This window comes from Caulobacter sp. 602-2, assembly GCF_011043625.1.
Classification (GTDB): Bacteria; Pseudomonadota; Alphaproteobacteria; order Caulobacterales; family Caulobacteraceae; genus Caulobacter.
In genome coordinates this window covers 100,925-122,164 of sequence record NZ_JAAKGT010000003.1, presented here as the reverse complement: position 1 = coordinate 122,164, position 21,240 = coordinate 100,925, and the positions used below count along the sequence as shown (strand labels likewise).

General features: G+C 67.8%; 24 protein-coding genes. 9 read left to right on the top strand and 15 right to left on the bottom strand.

Annotation, left to right across the window (positions count from 1 at the left end; translation table 11 throughout):
* The first annotated feature begins 147 nt into the window (after positions 1 to 147).
* Positions 148 to 654, top strand: a complete 507-nt coding sequence (locus G5B46_RS08780; protein ID WP_116568002.1) for a helix-turn-helix domain-containing protein — start codon at positions 148 to 150, stop codon at positions 652 to 654.
* Positions 655 to 660: 6 nt separating this feature from the next.
* Here the strand turns inward: G5B46_RS08780 and G5B46_RS08775 are convergent, their stop codons facing one another.
* Positions 661 to 873: an MbtH family NRPS accessory protein gene (locus tag G5B46_RS08775; RefSeq protein ID WP_165257841.1), complete on the bottom strand. Its 213-nt coding sequence runs from the start codon at positions 871 to 873 to the stop codon at positions 661 to 663.
* A gap of 317 nt (positions 874 to 1,190) precedes the next feature.
* Positions 1,191 to 1,643: a DUF3617 family protein gene (locus tag G5B46_RS08770; protein ID WP_165257838.1), complete on the bottom strand. Its 453-nt coding sequence runs from the start codon at positions 1,641 to 1,643 to the stop codon at positions 1,191 to 1,193.
* 212 nt (positions 1,644 to 1,855) lie between these two features.
* Between G5B46_RS08770 and rpmB the strand changes: the two genes are divergently transcribed.
* Positions 1,856 to 2,155 carry a 50S ribosomal protein L28 gene (gene rpmB / locus G5B46_RS08765; protein WP_101715328.1) on the top strand — a complete coding sequence of 100 codons (300 nt, stop codon included), beginning with the start codon at positions 1,856 to 1,858 and terminating at the stop codon, positions 2,153 to 2,155.
* A gap of 147 nt (positions 2,156 to 2,302) precedes the next feature.
* Here rpmB and G5B46_RS08760 read toward each other — a convergent pair whose 3' ends face one another.
* The 4 genes from G5B46_RS08760 to G5B46_RS08745 all read right to left on the bottom strand — a co-directional run bounded on the left by G5B46_RS08760 (position 2,303) and on the right by G5B46_RS08745 (position 4,888).
* Entirely contained in the window at positions 2,303 to 2,884 is a 582-nt protein-coding gene (locus G5B46_RS08760) for a hypothetical protein (protein ID WP_165257836.1), read from the bottom strand.
* A gap of 264 nt (positions 2,885 to 3,148) precedes the next feature.
* On the bottom strand, positions 3,149 to 3,628 hold the full coding sequence (locus G5B46_RS08755; protein WP_165257834.1) for an ATP-binding protein: 480 nt from the start codon (positions 3,626 to 3,628) through the stop codon (positions 3,149 to 3,151).
* Positions 3,629 to 3,983: 355 nt separating this feature from the next.
* Positions 3,984 to 4,286 carry a hypothetical protein gene (locus tag G5B46_RS08750; protein ID WP_116567998.1) on the bottom strand — a complete coding sequence of 101 codons (303 nt, stop codon included), beginning with the start codon at positions 4,284 to 4,286 and terminating at the stop codon, positions 3,984 to 3,986.
* 290 nt (positions 4,287 to 4,576) lie between these two features.
* Positions 4,577 to 4,888: a hypothetical protein gene (locus G5B46_RS08745; RefSeq protein ID WP_058346490.1), complete on the bottom strand. Its 312-nt coding sequence runs from the start codon at positions 4,886 to 4,888 to the stop codon at positions 4,577 to 4,579.
* Between the two features lie 460 nt (positions 4,889 to 5,348).
* On the opposite strand from G5B46_RS08745, the gene G5B46_RS08740 reads away from it, so the two are divergent.
* Entirely contained in the window at positions 5,349 to 6,392 is a 1,044-nt protein-coding gene (locus G5B46_RS08740) for a hypothetical protein (RefSeq protein WP_165257832.1), read from the top strand.
* Positions 6,393 to 6,401: 9 nt separating this feature from the next.
* On the opposite strand, the gene G5B46_RS08735 is transcribed toward G5B46_RS08740, so the two are convergent.
* Positions 6,402 to 7,478, bottom strand: a complete 1,077-nt coding sequence (locus G5B46_RS08735; RefSeq protein WP_165257829.1) for an esterase-like activity of phytase family protein — start codon at positions 7,476 to 7,478, stop codon at positions 6,402 to 6,404.
* Positions 7,475 to 9,403 (bottom strand): cobaltochelatase subunit CobT, encoded by a 1,929-nt coding sequence (cobT, locus tag G5B46_RS08730; RefSeq protein WP_165257827.1) that lies wholly within the window; start codon positions 9,401 to 9,403, stop codon positions 7,475 to 7,477. Before cobT ends, G5B46_RS08735 begins: the two co-directional genes overlap by 4 nt.
* Before the next feature lie 110 nt (positions 9,404 to 9,513).
* On the opposite strand from cobT, the gene G5B46_RS08725 reads away from it, so the two are divergent.
* Positions 9,514 to 9,693: a DUF1328 family protein gene (locus G5B46_RS08725; protein WP_101720065.1), complete on the top strand. Its 180-nt coding sequence runs from the start codon at positions 9,514 to 9,516 to the stop codon at positions 9,691 to 9,693.
* Positions 9,694 to 9,858: 165 nt separating this feature from the next.
* Here G5B46_RS08725 and G5B46_RS08720 read toward each other — a convergent pair whose 3' ends face one another.
* From G5B46_RS08720 to G5B46_RS08690, 7 genes are all read right to left on the bottom strand, one after another.
* Positions 9,859 to 11,001, bottom strand: coding sequence for a DUF3089 domain-containing protein (locus G5B46_RS08720; RefSeq protein ID WP_165257825.1), 1,143 nt, complete (start codon positions 10,999 to 11,001; stop codon positions 9,859 to 9,861).
* Between the two features lie 194 nt (positions 11,002 to 11,195).
* The gene (locus tag G5B46_RS08715; RefSeq protein WP_165257822.1) at positions 11,196 to 12,095 is read right to left on the bottom strand and encodes an intradiol ring-cleavage dioxygenase; all 900 of its coding nucleotides are present in this window, start codon (positions 12,093 to 12,095) and stop codon (positions 11,196 to 11,198) included.
* Positions 12,096 to 12,324: 229 nt separating this feature from the next.
* Positions 12,325 to 13,221, bottom strand: a complete 897-nt coding sequence (locus G5B46_RS08710) for a flagellin (RefSeq protein WP_165257820.1) — start codon at positions 13,219 to 13,221, stop codon at positions 12,325 to 12,327.
* Positions 13,222 to 13,223: 2 nt separating this feature from the next.
* Entirely contained in the window at positions 13,224 to 14,951 is a 1,728-nt protein-coding gene (flgK, locus tag G5B46_RS08705) for a flagellar hook-associated protein FlgK (protein ID WP_165257818.1), read from the bottom strand.
* 4 nt (positions 14,952 to 14,955) lie between these two features.
* Positions 14,956 to 15,282, bottom strand: coding sequence for a hypothetical protein (locus G5B46_RS08700; RefSeq protein ID WP_165257816.1), 327 nt, complete (start codon positions 15,280 to 15,282; stop codon positions 14,956 to 14,958).
* Between the two features lie 5 nt (positions 15,283 to 15,287).
* Positions 15,288 to 16,565 (bottom strand): flagellar hook protein FlgE, encoded by a 1,278-nt coding sequence (gene flgE / locus G5B46_RS08695; protein WP_165257813.1) that lies wholly within the window; start codon positions 16,563 to 16,565, stop codon positions 15,288 to 15,290.
* A gap of 12 nt (positions 16,566 to 16,577) precedes the next feature.
* Positions 16,578 to 16,859, bottom strand: a complete 282-nt coding sequence (locus G5B46_RS08690) for a flagellar hook capping FlgD N-terminal domain-containing protein (RefSeq protein WP_101720058.1) — start codon at positions 16,857 to 16,859, stop codon at positions 16,578 to 16,580.
* A gap of 451 nt (positions 16,860 to 17,310) precedes the next feature.
* On the opposite strand from G5B46_RS08690, the gene G5B46_RS08685 reads away from it, so the two are divergent.
* The 5 genes from G5B46_RS08685 (at position 17,311) to G5B46_RS08665 (ending at position 21,233) form a co-directional block, all read left to right on the top strand.
* On the top strand, positions 17,311 to 18,141 hold the full coding sequence (locus tag G5B46_RS08685) for a flagellin (protein WP_101720057.1): 831 nt from the start codon (positions 17,311 to 17,313) through the stop codon (positions 18,139 to 18,141).
* Between the two features lie 98 nt (positions 18,142 to 18,239).
* Entirely contained in the window at positions 18,240 to 19,928 is a 1,689-nt protein-coding gene (gene fliD / locus G5B46_RS08680) for a flagellar filament capping protein FliD (protein ID WP_165257811.1), read from the top strand.
* Complete coding sequence (locus G5B46_RS08675; protein ID WP_165257808.1) at positions 19,915 to 20,289, top strand: flagellar protein FliS; 375 nt, start codon at positions 19,915 to 19,917, stop codon at positions 20,287 to 20,289. Before fliD ends, G5B46_RS08675 begins: the two co-directional genes overlap by 14 nt.
* Positions 20,290 to 20,419: 130 nt before the next feature.
* The gene (locus G5B46_RS08670) at positions 20,420 to 21,070 is read left to right on the top strand and encodes a sigma-70 family RNA polymerase sigma factor (protein ID WP_165258341.1); all 651 of its coding nucleotides are present in this window, start codon (positions 20,420 to 20,422) and stop codon (positions 21,068 to 21,070) included.
* On the top strand, positions 21,018 to 21,233 hold the full coding sequence (locus G5B46_RS08665) for a hypothetical protein (RefSeq protein ID WP_165257806.1): 216 nt from the start codon (positions 21,018 to 21,020) through the stop codon (positions 21,231 to 21,233). Before G5B46_RS08670 ends, G5B46_RS08665 begins: the two co-directional genes overlap by 53 nt.
* Positions 21,234 to 21,240: the final 7 nt, after the last annotated feature.

Genomic DNA, 21,240 nt, shown 5'->3' with positions numbered 1-21,240 from the left:
GGCCGGCGGCGGAAGGGCGGCTCCCGTCGTCGGCCGGAAAGTCGAGCAATGAACCGAGAGAGTCAATTGCGATAAAAAACCTACTCGGGTTCGTACTGAAAAGCAACGGCCCTTGCATTCCCCCGCGGAACGCCGCACTTTCGCGGCATGGGCCGCACCGCCGACTATAGCCAGCAACGCTGCGCCATCGCCGCCACCCTCGAGGTGGTGGGCGATCCCTGGACCCTGCTGATCCTGCGCGACGCCTTCCAGGGCGTGCGGCGCTTCGAGCAATGGCAGGAGCGGCTGGGCGTGGCGCGCAACGTGCTGGCCGCGCGGCTGAAAAGCCTGGTCGGCTACGGGGTGATGGAGACGCGTCGCTATTCGGAACGGCCGCCGCGCCACGAATACGTGCTGACCGCCAAGGGGCGCGACCTGTCGAACGTGCTGCTGACCATGGCCGAGTGGGGCGATCGCCACGTCTATGGCGTGGGCGCGGGCCCCGTGCACTTCGTGCATAAGGCCTGCGGCTGCGACTTCCACCCCAAGCTGGCCTGCGAGGCCTGCGGCCAGGTGGTCGACGGTCGCGACCTGTCGCGGGTGATCCACGACGACCCCGGCCCGACCGTGGCCCAGGCGCTGGAAGCCGTCGCGGTGAAGGTGGCCGCCGAGTAGGCGGCTTCAGCGCCCCTCGCGGGCCATGGCCTCGCGCAGGCTTTTGGGGCGCATGTCGGTCCAGACTTCCTTGATGTAGTCCAGGCATTGGCTCTTGAGGCCGGAAAAGCCGGTGCTTTGCCAGCCCAGCGGCGGTTCGCGGTCGGCCGGCCAGATCGAGTACTGCTCCTCGTGGTTCACGACCACGGTGTAGATGGTGTTGTCTTCCTGCTCGTGCATCGTCCCCGCCCTTGGTCATTGCGTGAGGCGCAAGGCTCGGTCGGAGCGTCGGTCGCTGTCAATCGTCAAGGTGGAGCGCCACGATGGCGCGCCGCAAGGTTGCGGGTCGGGCGCGACTTGCTGGGGGTAACCGGCGGGCGTCCACAGCCAAGTTAACGGCAAGGCTTGAAGCGCGGGAACGCGCGCGAAACGAATCGGGACCGAATCGCTGACACCGGCCAATTCGGGATTTGTTCCCTACAAGCTATTGTAGCTTAACGCCGGTTAACCACAAAGGCGTTCCGCGAGGGGGCGTTCGGTGAAGCCCCGGCGGGCGGTCAGTCCACGTCGGCGGGGCAGGTGGCGGCCAGGCGCTTGGCCTTCATCTCGCCGGCGATCGGCAGGCCGTTGACGGTCTTCATCTTCACGTCGAGCTTGAAGCTCTCGGGGGTGTAGCTGCCCTTGGCGCTGACGGGAGCCACGCGGCCCTTCTTGTCGGTCCACGTGCCCTTCAGCGCGATCTTGCCGTCGTCGACCTGGTTGGTCGTGTAGTCGCACTTGTAGCGGCGGGTGCAGATGCCCTTGGAGAACTGGGCGGCGTCGGCCGGCTTGATGCACTTGTCCTCGCTGCCGGCCGGGATGATGCCGATCCGGTAGCTGTACTCCCAGTGGCCGGGCAGAATCGTCGACTTCGGGGCGGCCGCCTTCGCCGGTGCGGTCGCGGCGAATCCCACCGCCAGGGCGGCCAGGGAAGCGGCGAGGGCGGGGGCGGCGAGGGCGATGAGACGCATGCGGTCGAACTCCTTCATGGCCGCGTATATAAGGAGGCGCAGATGAACCGCGATTGAAGGCAGGGTGATGGCGAGCGTTCAAGCCCATGCGCCTTGACTCTGCTGGGCTCCATCGCCTATATCGCCCCCTCTCGCGCGGCGGACCTGTCCGGAAGCGCGCCTGACATTATGTTCGCGGGGCCTTCGGCTTCGCCTAGCCCAAGGTACTCGTCATGTCGCGCCGTTGCGAACTCACGGGCGTCGGTCCGATGATCGGCCACAACGTGAGCCACTCGAACATCAAGACCAAGCGCCGCTTCCTGCCGGCTCTGTCGCCTGCCACGCTGCAGTCGGAATCGCTGGGTCAATCCTTCAAGCTGCGCATCAGCAACGCTGCCCTGCGCACCCTGGACTTCAAGGGCGGCCTGGACGTGTTCCTGCTCGGCGCCAAGGACGAGCAGCTGTCGCCGCGCGCCCTGAAGATCAAGGCCCAGGTGAAGGCCAAGGCCAAGGCCGCCGCGCAAGCCGCCTAAGCCTTTCGGCCCTCCAGTCCTCGGGATTGGCAGCCGATGACGAAAAGCCCGCCAGGTTCGCCTGGCGGGCTTTTTCGCGTTTCCTTCAAGGCCGTCATTCCCGCCCTCGATCCAGGCCAGTTCGCGCGCCGTCAGCCAAGGGGGCGGTTATCTGAGCTCGTCGGCCAGCGGCCATCCGGCCAGCTGGAGAAAGGCGTGGCCTGCGGCTCTCACATCGTCCGTCGGCCGCGATCGTTGGTGCCAGATGCGGTATGTGTCCCCCTGGCTTGCTTCCAAGACGGAAACGCCGGCATCGACCGCGCCGTCACATCCATAGGACGGCGCCGCCAGGAACGGCGCCACGGCGGCTTCCAGTCGCGCCTGCTCCGAAGGCGACAGCAGCTTCTCTACGACGCATCCCTGCTTGTCTGCGCAGACCGCCGAACCTGGCAACCACTTGGCCGTCAGATGCAGGCGTCCGCCTTTGACTTCCGTCACCCGGACCGTGACCGTTCGCGCACCGCCATTCAACATTGAGAACCGGAGCGTTGGCTGGCCCGCGCCCGTCTGAGCGAGCGGGGCCTCGTGCAGGTCCAACAACTGACCGGCGAACCATGAAGCCTCGTCCCGTACGAGGATCGGCCGCCGGTGGGCGGGGAAGTCCCTGTTCTTGGGGCACTCCCCCACGGTGGTCTGGAAGGACTCAGGGAAGAACGGGGTCTCGCGAAAACTCGCGTAGACGGTCGCCACGGACCCGACCAAAGCCGCCGCGATCAGTCCGAAGGCGCCTAACCTATTCATCCAAGCCGCCACCTCCGGATCGGACCATCATCCAGGCGTTGTCAGCGTGCAAGCCTCGTAAGTCCGCCATGGGGCGAAAGCCAGCCTTGCAGGTCGTGGCGCATTCCCCGCCGCAAGGGCGGGAGTTGACCAAGACAGACACTTGCTGGCGACATCGATCTGACCGTCCGAAACAGGTGGCGGAGCCAACTTCGGTTCACGACCCGAAGCGGCCTAACAGCGGACCACCTTGAACCCCTCCGCTTCTGAAGGGGGAACGAAGTAGCTGGTGATCAAATCGAACTCCGCGTCGGATGGCGCGAAGTCGTGGTTCCCGACGGCGTTGCGCGCTCGTAGCCGCGCCTTACAGACCTCATCCGGCACATCGAGGAAGTGCAGGCAGTGATCGGCTTGCGCTTCTTCAAAAAGAGTTTTCATCCAAGCGCGTGTGGCGAGGGTATTGGCTGGGAAGTCCAGCACGACGGACACGCCCTGCCGCAATAGCTCTTGGACATGGGGGCCGATGACCTCACGCAGTCGCTTCGAATAGCGGACGTAATCAGCCACGTCCTTCATATCCGGACCGAATAGACGGGCGAGCCAAAAATCCTCGCTTAGGACAACCGTCGACGGCGCGTGGCTCAGTTCAGCCGTGAGGGTCGATTTCCCAGCCGCCATTTTTCCGCACAGCATGTGCAGCGTCGCTTGTGACATGTGAGATTCCAGGTGTTCCGGCGCGCGCGCCGCCTTGTCGTGAAAATCGCGAAAAGCCCGACCTGATGATCAGGTCGGGTCAATAATTCGAGCCGTTCCTCGACGGCTCGTCGCGATCCACGGACGGGAACTCATAACTGCACTATACGGCCAAGGGGGGCAGCTTTCCACCCATAGCAACATCAAATCCGTCCGCTTATCGGGGCTGTGTCGGTAGCGGTGGAGGTCCCCGGTTTCAGGGCGGGAATGAGGGGCTGTAGCGGATCGCGGCCGCTCCGATCCGTCGCGACGCCCAGCAAAAAGCCGCCGTCGCAGGGCGACGGCGGCTCTTGAAGCCTCGGAAGGGCTGGTCGCCTTAGCGGGCGGCCACTTCCAGCGGCTTGGCCGGGTTGGCGGCGTTGTAGGCGATCAGGTCGGCGTTGCCGAGCTTGGTCACGGCGTCGTTGACCGACGAGCGGACGCAGGCCGGGTACAGGTACATGGCCAGCGACTCGCCGCGGACGTCCTGCCAGCAGACGGTCGAGGCGGCCTTGACGATGTCGGCGCGGACGTCGGCGGCGGCGCGGCCGGCGACCTTGACGCGGACTTCGGCGGCGCCGGCCGGAGCGGCGGCCAGCAGGGCCAGGGCGGAGAGAGCGAGAGCGGCGGAGCGGATCATCGGGATGGATTCCAGGTCGGGCGGCGCTTTCAAGCGCACGGTTCAGATCGACCGCTTCCCGACGCGTTCCTCCGGCGACTGGTCCAGGATCTCGCCCGCTCTGTCGCCGGAGAACAGCCTTAGCTCATCGCTGATCAGTTATCAACAGTCATGTTGCCGCAACTTCCGGGCGAAGTCATTGATTCCACGCGCTTGTTACCGGTGTCACAACTCGCCTTCCAGACAAGCAAAAGCCCGCGGAGCGGGGGCTCCGCGGGCTCTGGTCCCGATGGGCTAAGGCTTTGCTGCGCTTAGCGGGCCGAGGCGGTCTTGATCAGACCGTTCGGGCGCCATTGGGTCTTGTCGTAGGCGGTCAGGGTCGGGCTGCCGACCTTTTCGACGGCGGCGCGGGCCACGTCGCGGATGCAGTAGGGCAGCACGTCGGCGCCGTAGGTGGTCGAGCCGTTGTCTTCCTGGCACACCGAGGTGGCGGCCTTGACGATGTCGGCGTGCACGGCGGCGGTGGTGCGGCCGGCGACCTTGACGGTGACTTCACCGGCGAAGGCGGCGGGGGCGCTCAGGAGAGCGATGGCCGAAGCGGCCAGAACAAACACACGTTGCATTTCAGTCATTCCGGAAAGGGGGTTGGGATCAACCTCCTCCCGATGCGTTCCTCTGACGGCCGACCGGATCTCGCCAGTTCGTCGCCGTCACGAAACTAATAGTGCTGACAGCGTTGTCATATCAAGCGGCTTTTTGACTTCGAGCGTCAATTTTTTACGACGCCCACGAAAGCTGTGTGCGCAAAAGGCACGTTGAGCAGCAAATGAGCACCTCGAAACCGGTTAGTTTCAGGTGAAATTATCCCTTTTCTCTAGCGTGGCCAGACAGGCTGGACCCGAGTTTCGGCAATCGACGGGACGGTCCTGTTGCGATGCGGCGCCACGGCGGCAGAGCCCCGCCCGGCCGCCGATCCGCGGCGAGGGAACGGGAAAGTGGGATCGCCGTCGCGGCTTGACCATTGTCTTTCGCGCGAGCCTCGGCGAGTTTCATCCACGCGTTGAGGGTGCGGGGGCGCTGGGGATGATCGGACAATCGTCCAGCTATCAGAGGGATCTGGACAGCTTCGGAGCGCATGTCTGCGATGAGGGGGCTTTCCACGCGTTGTGGCATGGCTTCGAGGCGCTGCGCCAGGACCATGCGGCCGGACGGGTCGCCGCCGTGAGCGTGGGTCTGGGCCTGCGCGCGGCGGAGGGAGGCCAAGCGCCCAAGCCCTCCATCGTGCTGCAGGTGGCGCAGGACGCCCAGGCGTTCCAGGCCCCGTCGATGCTGGCCGGCCTGCCCGTGCACGTGGAGGAGGTCGGCAAGATCCTGGCCGGCCCCCAGCCGATGGCCGCCGCGGCCGCGCCCTTCACCCGCAGTTTCGCCCGTCCCCCTTGCGGCGTCTCAATAGCGCCGCTCCATACGAACTACAGCGGCACGCTGGGCTTCTACGTCCGCAACCAGGGCGAGCCTTCGCAGCGGCCCCTCATGGTGTCCTGTCGTCACGTGCTCGATCCGGAGCTCAACGGCTTCGTCGGAGGGCCCGACGTGCAGCAGCAGTCGTTCGAGGACGGAAACGTGTCGCAGTCCACGATCGCCAGGCTTTCCTATGCCGGCGTGCTGAGCGCCGGAGGCCAGACGCCCCAGGCCGATGTGGCGGCGGCCGAGGTGTCGGTGGCCGTCGATCCCCGGATCATGACCGGCGTCGGGAGCTTCGCACCGATCGTCATGCCCGCGGTCGCCCCGGCGCCGCTCGCGCGCGTGCGCAAGAGCGGCCGGACATCCGGCGCCACGATGGGCGTCATCGACCTGGTGATGGCCCAGATCCGAGTCGAATACGGCAACGGCGAATCCTGCTTGTTCACCGATTGCGTCACGGTCGCCGACGACCAGGCGCCGTTCTTCCTGCCGGGCGACACCGGCGCGCTTCTGACCAACGAGACCTACCAGCCGATCGGCATGCTGTTCGCCCTGACGGAAGGCCAGAGGCGACAGGCCTTCGCCCACCGCATCGATGTCGTGCTGTCGGCGCTGAACGCGGCCGCCGGTCCCGGCGCGGCGTTCGAGATCGTCACCGGCGGTTGAGGTCCGGCCTCAGCGGCGCTTGCGCTTGCGCTTGGGCGGCGGGGCCGGGGCGGGCGGCGCTGGCGGCGGCGGGGTCCAGTCGAAGGCCAGCAGCAGGGTGCGCTGGTTCATCGAGCCGCCGTTGTCGTCCGACAGCAGGTAGATCCGCGTGGCGCCGCCCGGACCGGCGGCCAGGGCGAGGCCCTCGAAATTGTCGCGGGTGACCGCGCCGTCCAGCATCAGCGTGGCCAGCGGATACTGCTTGGCCGCGGGCAGCAGGGGATCGGGCAGGAACCGCACCTGGGCGCGCCAGCCCCGCACGGGGTCGTAGGCGCGGTGCAGGGTGGCCAGCGCCTTGCCCTCGAAGGCGGCGAAGCCCGACAGGCCCCAGGTGAAGTCGTTGGGCGTCTGCGGGGCGATCGACTGACAGCTGGTCGACAGCCGGCACAGCCAGGCCTCGCCCTCCTCGCCGCCGACGAGATAGGCGTCGGGGCCGGCGGCCGGATAGGCGGTGATCGCCTCCATGCCTTCGTTGTCGGGGAAGACGGTGGCCGGCTTGGGAGCGACGGCGGGGCGGCTCCACTGGCCGTCGGCGCCGACGGCGTAGCGCCAGATGCGGTGATCGCGCTCGAAGCTGACCAGGCGCTCGCCGTTGGGCAGGCGGGCCAGGCCCTCGGCGTCGCCTTCGGTCTTGCCGCGCAGGCCCTCGCCGTCGACGCCCAGCAGCGGCGACAGCTTGCCGTTGGTCAGGCCGACCAGCCGGCCGTTCGCATCAAGCACCAGCTTGGCCGAGAAGCGGTCGCCGTCGTCGGTGATCGCCTCCAGGCCGTTGTCGTCGGTGAGGATCAGGTCCGACAGGCCGTGCAGCCGGCTGGTGTCGGCGCTGGTGACGTGCAGGCCGCCGGCATAGACGAAGCGGCCCACGGCCGTCTGGGTCGCGTCCGTGGCGTTCAGCGGCACGGGCGTGGCGGTCAGGCCGATCTCGGGGCCGACCTTGACCGGCGCGGCGGGCAGCACGACGGGCGGCGGCGGGGCGGGCTTGGGCCCGCACTGGGCTAGCATGCCGCCGGCCAGGCCCAGGACGAGCAGGCTGCGCAGTCCGATCACGCGGGAGCCTTGCGCGCGGCCTTGGGGGCGGAGGGGACGACCGTGGGCGGCGGCGGCAGCAGGCCGCGCGCCCGCACGGCCGTGCGCGGCTCCTCGTCGAACAGGGCGGCCAGTTGCTCGACCAGCACCCCGCCCAGCTGCTCGACGTCGACGATGGTGACGGCGCGGCGGTAGTAGCGGGTCACGTCGTGGCCGATGCCGATGGCGATCAGCTCGACCGGGCTCTTGCCCTCGATCTCGGCGATGACCTGCCGCAAATGCCGCTCCAGATAGTGACCCGAGTTCACGCTGAGGGTGGAGTCGTCCACCGGCGCGCCGTCGGAAATCACCATCAGAATGCGGCGGGCTTCGGGCCGGCCGATGATCCGCTGGTGCGCCCACATCAGGGCCTCGCCGTCGATGTTCTCCTTCAGCAGCCCCTCGCGCATCATCAAACCGAGGTTCTTGCGAGCCCGGCGCCAGGGCGCGTCGGCGGCCTTGTAGACGATGTGGCGCAGGTCGTTCAGGCGGCCGGGCGAGGGCGGCTTGCCGGCCTTGATCCACTCGTCGCGGCTGGTCCCGCCCTTCCAGGCGCGGGTGGTGAAGCCCAGCACCTCGGTCTTGACGCCGCAGCGCTCAAGCGTGCGGGCCAGGATGTCGGCGCAGACGGCCGCGACCATGATCGGCCGGCCGCGCATCGAGCCGGAATTGTCGATCAGCAGGGTCACGACGGTGTCGCGGAACTCCTGGTCCTCTTCCTGCTTGAACGACAGCGGCGCGGTGGGGTCGATGATCACCCGCGTCAGGCGGGCGACGTCGAGCATCCCTTCCTCGAGGTCGAAGGTCCAGGCGCGGTTCTGCTGGGCCAGCAGGCGGCGCTGCAGCTTGTTGGCCAGGCGCGAGACCACGCTGGACAGGGCCGAAAGCTGCTGGTCGAGATAGGCCCGCAGGCGCGTCAGCTCGTCCGGATCGCACAGCTCCTCGGCCGAGACCACCTCGTCATAGGCCGTGGTGAACACCTTGTAGGCCGGCTCGCCGCCCTTGTCGGCCGACGAGTCGGGGCGGGCGGGCTTGGCGCCGTCGCCCATGTCGGGCGTGTCCTCGCTGTCCTGCGGCTCGCCTTCCTGCTCGGACTGGACGATCTCCTCGTCGCCGGCCTGGCTTTCGCGATCGGAGGCCTCGCTTTCCTGCGGCGAGGAGCCGTCGGTCTGCTCGCCTTCGCCGTCGCCCTGATCGTCGTCGGCGGTGTCGGTCGGATTGTCGTCGTCGCCCTCGTCCTCGTCGGAGGATTCGGTGGCGTCGTTGACGTCGTCGCCCAGGTCGAGGTCGCGCAGGATCTGGCGGGTGACCTTGGCGAAGGCGGCCTGGTCGCCGACGGCGGCGGCCAGGCGGTCGAGGTCCTTGCCGGCCTTGTTCTCGATGTCGGCGCGCAGGATCTCGACCAGGGCTTTCGCGCCATCGGGCGGGGCGTCGCCGGTCAGGCGCTCGCGCACCATCAGGCCCAGGATCTCGGCCATGGGGGCGTTGTTGCGGTCGAAGGCGACGGCGCGGGTCAGGCCCTGCTTTTCGAGGCGGGTCTCCAGCACCGTCGTCAGGTTGGCGCGCACCCCGCCCAGCGCGTTGGCGCCGATGGCCTCGATGCGGGCCTGCTCCAGCGACTCGTAGATCGCCTGGGCGTCGGGCGCGGCTGGGCGCGAGCGGGCGTGGGTCGAGGGATCGTGGTGGGCCAGGCGCAGGGCGATCTGGTCGGCCATGCCGCGCAGGCGGGCGGCTTCGGGGCCGGACAGGTCGCGCGGCGGATGCGGCAGCACCGCCCGGTTGCCCACCAGGCCCGGCGACTCGCCCGAAAACACGATCTCAAGGTCCGGCGTCTCGGCGAGCGAGCGGGCGGCGTGCGCCAGGGCGCGCTTGAAGGGTTCGGTCGGGTTCTCGGGCTTGGCGGCCATGGCTTTGGAGTTAGCGGCGCAGGCCTCCGAACACAAGGAACGACGCGCGCCAAGGCGACGTTGATCCTGCAAAGCCCGCATCGCGCGGGCCAAGTGCAAGGAGCTTTCCCATGCTGAAATGGGCTTTGATCTTCGCCGTCGTCGCCATCATCGCCGGCGCGCTGGGCTTCACGGGCATCGCCGGCGCGGCGGCCGGCGTCGCCAAGATCCTGTTCTTCCTGTTCCTGGTGGTGTTCCTCGTCGTCCTCGTGCTGGGTATGGGGATCTTCAAGGGCGTGACGGGGAAATGATCCGGATCCTTCTCCCCTTGCGGGAGAAGGTGTCGGCGATAGCCGACGGATGAGGGGTCTCTCAAACGCAAAACGCTGCGAAAGCTGATCGGCTTTCGCAGCGTTTCTGTAAGTGCGACCCCTCACCCGGCCTCCCTCTCCCACAAGGGGAGAGGGGAAGTTCTGCTATTTCCACCCCTCGCCCTGCGCCCCGACCAGCGCCACCAGGTCGCCCATGGCCAGGTTGACGTCCACCAGGTGCAGGCCCCAGGCCTTGAGCGGCGAGCCCAGCACCATCAGGTCGCCGGGGATGTCGTCGACGCGCGGGTCGGCCGGGTCGCCGTGGACCTTGATGGCCAGGTAGTCGTAGGGGCCGCTCGTCGCGCATTCGGCGCTCACCAGGCCCGGCGTCGAGACGAAGGTCGTCGTGACGTCCTTGCCCTTCACCCAGGGCGTCTTGCGCGGCGCGCCGGCGATGGTGCGGTCGCTGAAATAGCCGTGCAGCGGCGCCTCGCCGCCCGCCAGGGCCGCCGGGTTCACGCAGGCCGCGCGCTTGCCGTCCGGCGTCGCCTTGCCGAAGAAGGCCGGCTCGGCCGGCGGGCTCGAGGCGCGGAACGACACGTAGCTGACGATGCAGCCGGTCTGGCCCGGCTTGCGGCACATCTTGATGTCGCCATAGGCGTCGGTCGCCGGATCGATCGGGGTGTTCATGCCCAGGATCAGGGCCGAGACCAGCTGCTTCTGGACCGGCTTGCCGTCGACCTCCTCGGCCAGCAGGCGCAGCAGCAGGCGCGAGCCTTGCGAGTGGCCGATCAGCACGACGCCGCGGCCGCCGTTGTCGCGGGCCAGATAGTCCTTCCAGGCGTCCAGCACGTCGCCATAGGCGAGGTTCTCGTCGCCGGGCGAAGGCTTGCCCTGCATCACCTGGCGCAGGGCCGCCAGGGTCACCTGCCGGTACATCGGCGCGAAGGTGCGGCAGACCTGGCCAAAGCGCGCCAGCTGCTGCTCGGCGACGATCGTCTCGGCCGGATCGATGGTCATGTCGCTGTTGCCGCCCGGGTCGGTCGACACGGTCGGATAGACGTAGAAGCAGTCGATCGGCGCCTTGGGATCGGCCTTGAACGGCTCGACCCTGGTCGACCCGTCGGCGGCGACGATGGTGGCGGTCTGGTCCTGGGCGCAGGCGTCCTGGCGGCCGGGGCGGCACAGCCAGGCGGCGTCCTGGCTGTAGTCGTTCTTCGGCTGCGGACCGACCGGCGCCGGCTGGGCGCAGGCGCTTGCGGCCAGCCCCGCGGAGACCGCCAGCGCGGCCCAGATCGTCTTGTGCATTTCCATCCCCTCGTGGGCCGAACGGCCGTTTGGCGGGAGGATGGCTTGGCTGGGCGGGGGAGGGAAGCGCGAAAGATGCTCCCCCTGAAGGGGGAGCTGTCGCGGAGCGACTGAGGGGGAAGTGAATGCGGCGCGTCAGCAGCCGCTTCCCCCTCCGGCCCTTCGGGCCACCTCCCCCTTCAGGGGGGAGGATCTCAGACCCCTGGCACGATCGCCTTCAGCCGCGCCTCGCCGGTGGGGGCTTCGTGATGCGGGGGACCGCCGCCTGGCGGGTCGCCATTGGGGAAGCCGCCGGGGGGCGGGCCGGGCGGGCGGCCGTTCATGCCGCCGGGCGGCGGACCCATCCCTCCGGGCGGCGGACGGCCTGGACCACCGGGACCGCCCGGCCCCATCCCCGCGTCGTCCTTCCAGTCGGCGGCCGGGTCGACGCCCAGCACCAGGGCCAGCACGTAGCCGTCCTTGGCCTCCTTGACGCTGGCCACCATCGCCTCGCCGCCCTGCAGGGCGATGCCGTCCTGGCGGTTGAACATGTCGCGCGCCCGCGGGCGCTTGTAGGCCGTGAGGTTCTCGTAAAGGAACTCCGACAGGGCGTCGGGCACGAACAGCTGGGCGGTCAGGGCCGTGCGCGCGTCCAGGTGCACCTTGATGTGAATGTGCGGGGTGCGGCCCTCGTACCAGCCGGGCCAGATGGTCCTGAAGGCGACCTTGCCGGCGCTGTCGGTGGTCTGGGCCCCGCGCAGGAAGGTCGCTCCCTTGGCGGCCGTCCGGTGGTCGTCGCCCTGGCCCTCGTAGCCGGAATAGATCCCCTGCGCGTCGCAGTGCCAGATGTCGACCCGCGCGCCCTTCAGCGGCCGGCAGGCGCCGTCGACGACGGTCAGGGCCACGGTGACGGGCGCGCCCGCCTTGCCCTCAGTGATGTCGGCGCGGTCGAGCTTGGGATCGAACCAGTATGGGCCCTGGGTGACCTGGGGCGTCAGCGCGCAGACGGTCTCGGCGGCCGCCACGGGGCGGGCCGAGGCGGCGATGGCGGCGAAGGGCGCGGCGCCGGCCAGGGCCAGCAGGCCGCGACGGCTGGGTGAAACGGGCGAGGGCATCGAGACTCCGGTCAGGCGAGCCGCCCTTGTGGCCGGGCGATCCTGCCGGCGTATGTCGAGGTCTTGCGGGTTTGCAATGGTGACGAAGATCCTCCCCCTGAAGGGGGAGGTGGCCCGAAGGGCCGGAGGGGGAAGTTCCTGATCAGGTGGGGGCGTCAACGGCGCCGCAGTTGCTTCCCCCTCAGTCGGCTTTGCCGACAGCTCCCCCTTCAGGGGGAGCATCTATCCCCTACAGATACTTCGTCAGGCTCAGCGACGAGAGGCTGGAGATCATCGAGTACATGGCTTCCAGCTGGGTCTCGTACTGGGTGGCCAGGACCGCGGTCTCGGCGAGGTCGGCGTCCTTGAGGTTGGAGGCCAGGGTGTCGATGCTCTCGATCTTGGCCTCGTTGCGCTCGATCAGGCGGTCGAGGGTGGAGGCCTGGATCGAGACCTGCTCCTGCAGCGAGCCGATCCCAGTCAGGGCCTCGCCGGCCAGGTCGTAGGCGGACGAGACCACGTCGCTGTCGTCGGGCGAGGCGATGATCATCGACAGCGCGCGGGCCAGCTTCTCGAACGCCGCCGAGCCGCCCGAGACCGACAGGTCGATGGTCTGGCCGTCGGTGGTGGTGAAGGTCCGCGTGGCCGACGAGCCCTGGTAGTAGTCGGCGTCGACGCCGGCCGAGGCGTCCCAGTCGGCGTCGCTGAAGTCGGCGGCGGCCGTGTCGCCGGCCGTGCCCGAGAACAGGTAGGTCCCGCCCGAGGTGCTGTTCATCAGCGCCTGCAGGTCGTTCAGCCAATTGGTCGCGTACTGGGCGGTGGTGGCCGAGTCGATCGTCGTGCTCGAGATCATCGAGGCCAGCTGGGTCTTGATGGTGGTGGCGAGGTCGGCGATGTCGCCCAGCGCCGAATAGGCGGCGTTGACATAGGCGGTGGCCGTCTGGGCGGCGGCGTTCTCGGCCGTGAGGGCGCTGCTCTGGCTGGACAGGCGCAGCAGGCTGCCGGTGTTGCTGCCCAGGCCCCCGTAGGTGGTCGACTTCAGGCCCGAGGCCGTCTGGGCCTGCTGGTCGGCCAGCTTGGCCTGCACCTTGAGGCTGGCGGCCAGCATGGTCGTCGAATGGCCGAAGGTGGCGATGCGGCTGATCATGGTCAGTTCACCATCTGGATCAGGGTGTCGAACAGCTCCTGCACCATCGAGACGAGCTGGGCGTTGGCCTCGTACTGCGACTGGTAGGTCGTTAGCAGGGCCAGTTCCTCGTCGACATTGACGGCGGTGGTGTTCTGCAGGCGCGTGGTCGCCGCCTCGTAGGTCGACAGGGCGCTGGCGGCGCTGGACGAGGCGTTGGAGACGAGGGTGGCCGCGCCCGAGACGAAGCTTGCGGCATAGGACGACAGGCTGACGGTCTTGGCGCCCTGGTCGCCGGCGGCGGCGAAGCTCAGCGTCCCCGACAGCATCGCTGAAAGCTTGTCGATCGTGGCGCTGTCGGAGGTCGACAGGGCCCGGTCGCCGGCCGCCAGGGTCGAGGTGGTGTCGAGGGCCGCCGTGGCCAGCAGGCCGTAGTCGCCCGACAGCCTGGACGAGACGGCGATGTCGGCGGCGGTCGAGCCCGAGAACAGGTCGTTGAAGCCGAAATAGTCCGAGAAGCCCTGCGCCGACGCGCCGACCGAGGCGCCGATGTCGCCCAGGGCGACGCCGTTGGCGCTGCTGTCGGCGGTGATCGACAGCTTGCCGTCCGAGCCGATGCTCGCCGACAGGCCGTCGACGGCGTCCAGCGCGCTGACGAGATCGGCCAGGGTGGAGTAGGCCGACAGGTCGATGTCCTGGGTCGAGACCGTCGAGCCGCTGGAATCGACCACGGCCACCCGCAGCGTGCCGCTAGCCGAGAAGGTGTCCGAGCCGGAAACGCTGGACGAACTCGTCAGGCTGGTCGGCGCGGGCGTGGCCGAGCCGGCGTTGGTGATGGCGTTGACCTGGTCGATCAGCGTCGAGGCCAGGGCGTCGAGCTCGGCCTGCTCGCCCACCAGCGTCTCGTCGCGCAGGGTCACCAGCGCGCCCAGCTGGCCGGAGTCGAGGCTTTCGGTGACGTCCTTGCCGTTCAGCGTGATCCCCGCGATCGAGGTCGGATAGACGCTGGTCGAGGAAAGCGTGCTGGAGGCGGTGTACGAGAGCTTGGCCGCCGTCGTGCCCAGCAGCTGGTCGCCGCCGGTGGTGTAGACCACCAGCCGGTTGTCGGAGGTGGTGTAGCTGCTGACCCCGATCAGGCCCGACAGGCTGGTCAGGGCCGCGTCGCGCTGGTCCTGCAGGGCCGTGACGTCGCCGCCCTGGGCGGTGATCGAGACGATCTGGTCGTTCAGCGAGGCCAGGGTCGACAGGGTCGAGTTGATGGTGTCGACCGTGGTGGCGATCTCGGCGTTGGCCTGGGTGCGCAGGTCCTGGATCGAGGCCGACAGGCTGCTGATCCCCGCCGCCAGGGCCGAGGCGGCCGAGACCGTCGCGGCCTTGGCCGTATCGCTGTCGGCGCTGGCCGACAGGCTGGTCAGGGCGCTGGAGAAGGCGTCGAGCAGGCTGGAAAGGTCGTCGCCGCTGTCCACCGAGCCGAGCACGGCGTCGTAGGACTGCATGTAGGTGTCGATCGTCGAGGCGTAGCCCGAGGCCGACGCCGTCTTGACCACGGTCTTGGCCAGATAGGTGTCGGCCGCCCGCTGCACGGTGGCGCTGGAGGCCGAGTTCAGGGCCGTGGTCGCGCTCGTGCTGACCGTCTTGCGCGTGTAGGTCAGGTCGTCGGCGTTGGCCACGTTGGCGTTGGCCACCGCGATCTGCATCTGCGCGGTCGACAGGGCCGACGAGGCCGAGCTGATGATCGACGACAGCGACATGGCGTCAGTCCTTGCGGCGCCGGTGGTCGCGCAGCGACGCCACCCCGCCGCGATAGCCGGCCTGGGCGTTCAGGCCGCGGTTCACCGCCTGGATGCGCACGCGCTCCTGGGCCATCTCGGTCTCCAGGCTGGCCATGCGGTCTTCCAGCGTCGCCTGCACCTCTTGCAGGTTCGACAGCATGAGCAGCCGCTGGTCGTCCGAAAGGGCCGAGAGGCCTTCGGCGATGCTGCGGGCCAGGGCGCGGGCCTCCTCGACCGACGAGACCACGGGCGTCTTGGGATCGCGGCGGGCCTTCTGGGCGCGGGTGTGCAGGCGTTCGATCGTGCCCATGACGCTCACCGGACCGCCTGGATCAGGGTGTCGAACATGTCGCTGGTGGCGCTGATCACCTGCGAGGCGGCCGAATAGGCCTGCTGGGCGATGATCATCTTGTTGAACTCGGTCGCCGTGTCGGTGGTCGAGCCCTCCAGCGCGCTGGCCACCAGGCTGCCGGCGTTGCCTTCGCCCGGCAGGTTCAGGTGCACCTGGCCGGCGGCGGTGTTCTCGTCATAGACCGTGCCCGAGACGTGGGTCAGGCCGTTGGGGTTGCTGAAGGTGGCGACCGGGATCTGGTAGATCGCCAGGCTGACCCCGTTGTCGAAATTGGCCGTGACCAGGCCGCTCTCGTCGATGCTGATCCCCGACAGCTCGCCGTAGTTGGCGCCGTCCTGCTCGAAGGTCGGGCTGATCGACAGGGTCGAGGAGGTCGAGGCGTACTGGGTCAGGCCGTCGGTGCCGCCCGTCGAGCCGAGGTCCAGCACGATGGCGCTGTCGGCCGCGCCGGTCGACAGGCCCGTGATGCTGATGTTGACCGGCGACGGGTCGGTCGTGGCCAGGCTGCCGTCGGAATTGAAGGTCACCGTCACGGTGCTGGGGCTGATCGTGCCCGAGGTGGTGGCGCTGTCCTTGGTCAGGGTCGGGTCCGACAGGGTCAGCGACCAGGTGTTGTCGCCGGTCTTGGTCCAGGTCTGGCCGACGGTGTGGCTGACGCCCAGGGAGTCGATGACCTCCATGCTGGTGTCGAAGCTCTGGCCCGTCGTGGCGTCGGCCGGCAGGTTGGCGGCCATGCTCACCGTCGAGGTGGCCTTGGCCGTGCCGCTGATCGAGTCGAGGTTGATCGCCGACAGGCTGGTCAGGTCGCTGGTGTTCGACGCCAGGACGTTGCCGTCGGAGTCGGTGGGATAGCCCATCAGGTAATAGCCTTCGCTATTGACCAGATAGCCGTTGGCGTCCGTCGAGAAGCTGCCGTTGCGGCTGTAGACGAGGTCGCTGCCGGTGTCGCCGGCGTTGGCCGCGACCACGAAATAGCCCGAGCCGTCGATGGCGATGTTGGTCGCCACGCTGGTCGAGGAGATGGCGCCGGTGACGTTCAGCGCCTGGTTGGTCTTGGCTACCACCGAGCTTGTCGAGGTGTTGGTGCCCATGGCGCCGCTGACCAGCGACTGGAACGACACTTCCGTCGTCTTGTAGGCGGTGGTCGAGGCGTTGGCGATGTTCTCGGAGATCGCCGACAGGGCGATGCTCTGGGCGGACAGGCCCGAGACGGCGGTCGAGAGGGCGGAGGACAGGCTCATGCTCGCGGCCCCCTATTCCGAGGCCGAGGCGAGCAGCTGAACCTGGGTCAGCAGCGACGACATGTTGTCCGACATCGTCGTCAGCGTGTCGTTCATGTTGATCTGCTGCTCGAGCGACGAATAGGTCGCCAGCTGGCTGGTGAACTCGGTCGGATCGGTCGGATCGAGCGGGTTCTGGTTGGTCAGCTGCGTCATCAGCAGCTTCAGGAAGTCGGTGGTGCCAAGCTGCAGCGTGCCGGACGAGCTGCTGGAGCTGGTCGTGCTGGTGCTCGTCGCCGAGGAGACGGTGGTCATGGAGAAAGCCCTCCGGTGAAGCGGTCCGGTCGCTCTGGGCGCCGATCGACGGGTTCAACGGAGGCTCCGCGCCGGATGGGGCGGATTATTTTTGGTTGGCCTGACCCCCTCTCTCATCGAGAGAGGGAGGGGCCCATGGCGCAGCCATGAGAGGGTGAGAGGTTACAATCTCTCAGGATGAGGCGCGGGCGTTGCGCGCTTCCGGTGATTTGAATTTTGCTCGCGCGTGTGTGGGTTTGCCGGTGAGCGGTGAAACCTCTCACCCTCCCACCGCTCCGCGGCGGGCCCCTCCCTCTCTCAAAGAGAGAGGGGGCCGGGGGCGAAAAATAATCCGCCCCATCGTCGGCGGACGTCCCGTTCAACCCGTCGAAGCCAGGCCGTCAGAACGGCGGACAGCTTCCCGACCGGACTCTCCCCCGGGCGGACTCCAGACAGAGAACCGGACTAGAACATGCCTGTTATCTCCACCAACACGGCCGCCAACACCGCCCTGCGCTACCTGAACAACAATTCGGCCGCGCAGAGCGAATCCCTGGCGAAGCTGTCGAGCGGTTCGCGGATCGTCAGCGCGAAGGACGACGCCTCCGGCCTCGCCATCGCGACGTCCATGAACGCCGACATCACCGTGCTCAACCAGGCCGCCACCAACGTGACCAGCGGCACTTCGGTGCTGAACACCGCGGACGGCGCCCTGTCGAACATCGCCGACATCCTGCAGCGCATGAACTCCCTGACGGCCCAGGCCCAGTCGGGGACGTCGAGCACTGCCGACCTGTCGTACATCAGCGCCGAGTACGAGCAGCTGACCGAGGAAATCAACGACATCGCCGAGACGACGACCTTCAACGGCGTCACTCTGCTCAACGGTGACAGCAACTACACCGAAGGCACGGGCGTGGATTTCATGGTCGGCACGTCCAGCACCGATGTCATCAAGGTCGAGCTGGGTGAGGCCAACACCACGGGGCTGAACCTGACCGTCACCTCGATCACCTCCACCAGCGACGCCGTCGCTGCCATGGACGAGATCGACTCGGCGATCACGGCGGTCTCGAAAATGCGCGCCGACGTCGGCGCCACCCTGTCGCGCTTCGAGTTCCGCGGCGACGTGATCTCCACGTCGCTCGAGAACCTGGAGTCGGCGGCGTCGGCGATCACCGACGTGGACATCGCCGCCGAGCAGACCAACTTCACCAACGCTCAGACCCTGACCAGCGCAGCGATTTCGGCCCTCAGCCAGGCCAACTCGATGAGCCAGTCGCTTCTGAAGTTGCTGCAGTAGTCGCTCGTGTCGCGATGGCGGGGGCCTGGCTCCCGTCGTCCTGCAGACTGGCGGGGGAGCCCCTTTAAGGCTCTCCCGCCGACTTTCCGGACATTGCCATGACGACGACCAGCAGCGTCTCGACCTCGGGTTCGACGACCTATCTGACCGGCACGATCTCGGGCCTCGACACCGACTCCCTGATCGAGGCGGCCGTCGCCCAGAAGACCGCCCGCGCCGACACCATCGACGCCAAGGTCACGGCCAACGAGACCAAGATCGCCTCGTACCAGTCGCTGCAGACCCTGCTGCAGGCGATCTCGGATTCCATGACCGCGCTGGCGGGCACGACCTACAGCTCGGTCACGACCACCACCAACGCCTTCGACGAGAAGAGCGCGTACCTCACTGCTTCGGACGGCACGGACGCCACCTCGGTGATCGCCGTCGACGCCGACAGCGACGCGGTGGCGGCCTCCTACGAAATCACCGTCACCCAGCTGGCCAAGGCCATGAAGGTGACGTCCACCGCCCAGACCGCCGGCACGGCGCTTGGTCTGTCGGGCGTGGTCTCGATCGGCGTCGACGGCGGGGCCGCCGCCGAGATCACCGTCACCTCGACCATGACGGTCAGCGACATCGCCGCGGCCATCAACGCCAAGACCTCGACCACCGGCGTCACCGCCACCCTGATCACCAGCTCGACCGGCACGCGCTTGGTCATGTCGACCAGCGACACCAACCAGCAGATCACCCTGTCGTCGGTCTCGGGCGACGATATCGGCCAGTCGCTGGGCCTGACCGACAGCACGGGCGCCTTCGCCAATGTGCTGCAGGCAGCCCAGCCTTCGATCGTCACGATCGACGGCGTCGAGATCGAGAGCGACGGCAACGAGCTGACCGACGTCATTCCCGGCCTGTCGATCTCGCTGATGCAGGCCACGACGGGCCAGACCATCACCCTCGACATCGAGGCCAACTACGACGACATCAAGACGGCGATCACCGACTTCATCGACGCCTACAACGCCCTGCGGGCCTTCGTCGTCACCAACCAGACGGTGGGCGCCGACGGCACGGTGGCCGACGACGCGGTGCTGTTCGCCGACGGCATCCTGCGCGACGTCAATCGCCAGCTGAACGCCCTGCTGGGCGGTAGTTCGGGCTCGGACGACGAGCTGACCGACCTGTCGGCCCTGGGCATCACGCTCAACAGCGCCAACCAGCTGGAGCTGTCGGACGAGACCTCGCTCGACAACCTGCTGCTGACCGACCTGTCCAGCGTGGCGGCCTTCTTCGAGACGAAGTTCGAGGCCAGCGACAGCAACCTCAAGCTCCTGAAGAACGACACCACCCTGTCCTACGACTTCGACCTGGAGGTCACCGTCACCGACGGGGCGATCTCCAGCGTGTCGGTGGACGGCGACTCGAGCCTGTTCACGATCTCGGGCAGCCGCATCGTCGGCGCGACGGGGTCGATCTACGAGGGCCTGTCCTTCGCCCTGGCCAACCCGACCAGCGGCACGATCTCGGTGCAGATCACCCAGGGCTTCGCCAACCTGATCACCAGCCTGATGAGCGATTACGCCAACACCACCACCGGCGTGATCCAGCAGCGCATCAACACGCTCGACACGGTCAACGCCGACCTGACCGAGCAATCGGAAAGCATCCGCGACAGCGCGGAGACGTACCGCACCAAGCTGATCGCGAAGTACTCGGCGATGGAGACAGAGCTCTACGCCGCCCAGATCCTTCAAGAGCAGATCAAGGCCATCCTCGGAGCCAGCAGCGATGACGACGACTAACAGCCAGGCGTTCAGCGCCTACGCGGCCTCCAGCCGCCTCACCGCCAGCCCGCGCGACGTGCTGGCCTCGGTGCACGAGGAGCTCTATCGGGCGATCGGCTCGGCAAAATTCGCCCACGAGCAGGGGCGGCTGGATCAAATGTGCCGACACGCCATGCGCGCCACCCAGATCCTCACCGTGCTGTCGACCAGCCTGGATTTCTCGGCCGCCGGACCGGACGGCAGGACGTTGCGCAGCTTCTACCAGTACGTGCTCGACAGCATGGTTCGCGCCAGTCGCCGCAAAGATGTGTCGAATTCGTATCAAATCGTACTCGACTTGTTGCGTCCGTTCTGCAAAGAACTCCGTTCTGAAAAATAGCAACTCGCCGATGTATTCGGAATGCATCGGGTGAATTCAATAATGTAGTTATCTGATATATGGCACGCTGTTTGCCAATCCCATTGCGATACAGTGATGGAGGCGAGTAATCGCCATGGCGAATTCAGCGATGACTGTGACGGGCGAGTTCGGGCTGGCGGACGCGCGGTCGGACGAGGACCTGTTCCTGGCCTGCCGCGAGGGCGACCAGCTGGCGTTCCGGGTGCTGGTCGACCGGCATCTGCGGATGGTCCGGCGGCTGGCCTTGAACGTCCTGGGCGATGTGCAGGAGGCCGAGGACGCGGCTCAGGAGGCATTTGTTGCCGCCTGGCGCGCCCGCGAGCGCTGGGCGCCGGAGGCGCGGTTCTCGACCTGGCTGCACCGCATCGCGGTCAACAAGGCGATCGACCGCCGCCGCGTCCGCAAGGCCGTGCCGGAAAGCCAGGAGGTCATCACCCGCCTGGCCGACGCCGAGGTGCAAGGGCCGGCGCAGGCCGACGCCCTGGCCAACCTCGAACGGTCGGAAGTCGCCGTGACCCTTCAGCAGGCCCTGGGCAAGCTGCCGGACACCCAGCGCCAGGCTTTGACTTTGTTCTATTTCGAAGAGCTCGAGGTCGGTAGAATCGCCGACGCCATGGGCTGCTCGGAACAGGCGGTCCGCTCGCTCCTGAAACGGGGCCGGCAGACCTTGAAGACGAGACTCCAGAGGCAGAAGAAGATCTGTGGCTATGGACCTGAAACTGTTCGAAGCGCGCCTGAAGGCGCTGGGCGCACGGCTTGACCGCTGGCCAGGCGACGAGGCGGAGGCCGCGCTCGACCTGCTGACGACCTCGCAGGCGGCGCAGGACCTGTTCGCCCAGGTCACGGGCGAGGACATCGGCGTGTTCGACGACGACGGCGGGGATATGTCGCCGCTGGCCGACCGGATCGCCAGGAACCTCTAGCGGCGCG